The organism is Pseudoroseomonas cervicalis ATCC 49957, assembly GCF_000164635.1.
In the GTDB taxonomy this organism is placed as follows: domain Bacteria; phylum Pseudomonadota; class Alphaproteobacteria; order Acetobacterales; family Acetobacteraceae; genus Pseudoroseomonas; species Pseudoroseomonas cervicalis.
In genome coordinates, this window is the sequence record NZ_GG770937.1 from 1 (window position 1) to 1792 (window position 1792).

2 protein-coding genes are annotated in these 1792 nt (G+C 71.3%); both read right to left on the reverse strand.

Annotation, left to right across the window (positions count from 1 at the left end; translation table 11 throughout):
- Positions 1-56 precede the first annotated feature (56 nt).
- Positions 57-728, reverse strand: a complete 672-nt coding sequence (gene thiE, locus HMPREF0731_RS20530) for a thiamine phosphate synthase (RefSeq protein ID WP_007006148.1) — start codon at positions 726-728, stop codon at positions 57-59.
- Positions 728-1651 (reverse strand): class I fructose-bisphosphate aldolase, encoded by a 924-nt coding sequence (locus HMPREF0731_RS20535; RefSeq protein WP_007006149.1) that lies wholly within the window; start codon positions 1649-1651, stop codon positions 728-730. Before HMPREF0731_RS20535 ends, thiE begins: the two co-directional genes overlap by 1 nt.
- Positions 1652-1792: the final 141 nt, after the last annotated feature.

A 1792-nucleotide genomic window follows, 5' to 3' on the forward strand; every position in this document is an offset into this window, starting at 1 on the left:
GTAGCGGCCGGGCGCCGTGGCGCCGCCCGGCGGGGGGCGGTGCCGCATGTCGCGCCTCAGGCGGCGGCGATCGCCGCGTTCATCGCCCGCACCCCGGCCGCCGGCCCCTCAGGATGGTTCCAGACGGCGCCGACGACGGCCAGGAAATCCGCCCCCGCCCGCACCAGCGGTGCGCAATTGGCCGCCGTGATGCCGCCGATGGCGACCGAGGGCAGCTCGAACATCTCGGTCCACCATTGCAGCAGGTCGGGCTCGGCCCGGTGCTCGGCATTCTTGGTGGTGGTGGGGAAGAAGGCGCCGAAGGCGACGTAATCGGCGCCGATCTCGCCCGCTTCCATCGCCAGGTGGCGGCTGCCATGGCAGGTGATGCCCAGCATCCGGTCCGGCCCCAGCAGCTTGCGTGCGCGCGCATGGTCGCCGTCCGACTGGCCGAGATGCGCGCCGTCGCAGCCGGTCTGCACCGCGAGGTCGGCGCGGTCGTTCAGCAGGAAGGCGACGTCGCGGGATTGCGCCACCGGGCGCAGCAGGTCGATGGCGCGCCTCAGCGCGTCGTCATCCACATCCTTCAGCCGCAGCTGCAGCGCCGCGACATCGCCGGCATCGAGCGCCCGCGCCAGCGTCTCGGCGAAGGCCGCCGGGTCCAGGGCAGGGGGCGTGATGAGATAAAGGCGGCAGCGGGTCTCCCCGCCGCCGCCCCTGGTCTCCTCCGCCGGGGCGGAGCCGGCCATCAGGCGACCGGCGTCTTGTAGACGGCGATGATGTCGGACAGCAGCTTCAGCGCCTCGGCCTTCGGGCGCTGGAAGGTGTTGCGGCCGATGATCGAGCCATTGCCGCCACCCTGGTGGATGCCCTTGGCCATCTCGACCATCGCCTCGGCCGTGCCGGCCTCGCCGCCCGAGAACACCACCAGGCGACGGCCGCCGAAGCAGGCATCGACCACGTGCTTGACGCGCAGCGCCAGGGTCGAGGCGTCGACCGGGTTCTTCTCGTAGGTCTTCTTGGCGGCGTCGAGGTAGATGGCCTCGGTCGGCGGCTTCACCTTGATGATGTGCGCGCCGGTCAGCGCCGCCATGTGCGCGGCATAGGCGCAGATGTCGAGCGCCGTCTCGCCCACCTTGTCCAGCATCGGGCCGCGCGGATAGCTCCACACCACCACGGCGAGGCCGGCGGCCTTCGCCTCGGCGGCGAGCTCGCGCAGCTCCTCCATCATCTCGAACTGGTACTCGGAGCCCGGATAGATGGTGAAGCCGATGGCCGAGCAGCCGAGGCGCAGCGCGTCGGCGACCGTCGCCGTCACCGCCTGGTCCTTGGTGGTGGACAGGCTGTTCGAGCTGTTCACCTTCAGGATGGTCGGGATGGCGCCGGCATAGGTGGAGGCACCCGCCTCGATCATGCCGAGCGGCGCGGCATAGGCGGAGAGGCCCGCCTCGATCGCCAGCTCGAAATGGTAGCGCGGGTCATAGGCGGGCGGGTTCGGGGCGAAGCTGCGCGCCGGGCCGTGCTCGAAGCCCTGGTCCACCGGCAGGATGACCAGCCGGCCGGTGCCGCGGAGCTGGCCCTCCATCAGGATGCGGGCGAGATTCGCCTTGGTGCCGGGATTGTCGCTCTCATACCAGGAGAGGATTTCCTTCACACGGCGCGTGAGCTTCATGGTCCGTCCTTCCGTTACGGCGAGATTGATGCGCCTTTACCCGAGGGCGGCGGTGCTGTCACCTGCACCTTCCGCCAACCAGCGCGTGAGCCGGGCCCGCAGCGCCGCCTCGGCCGCGCTGCCCGCGCCGGGGGGGCGCGG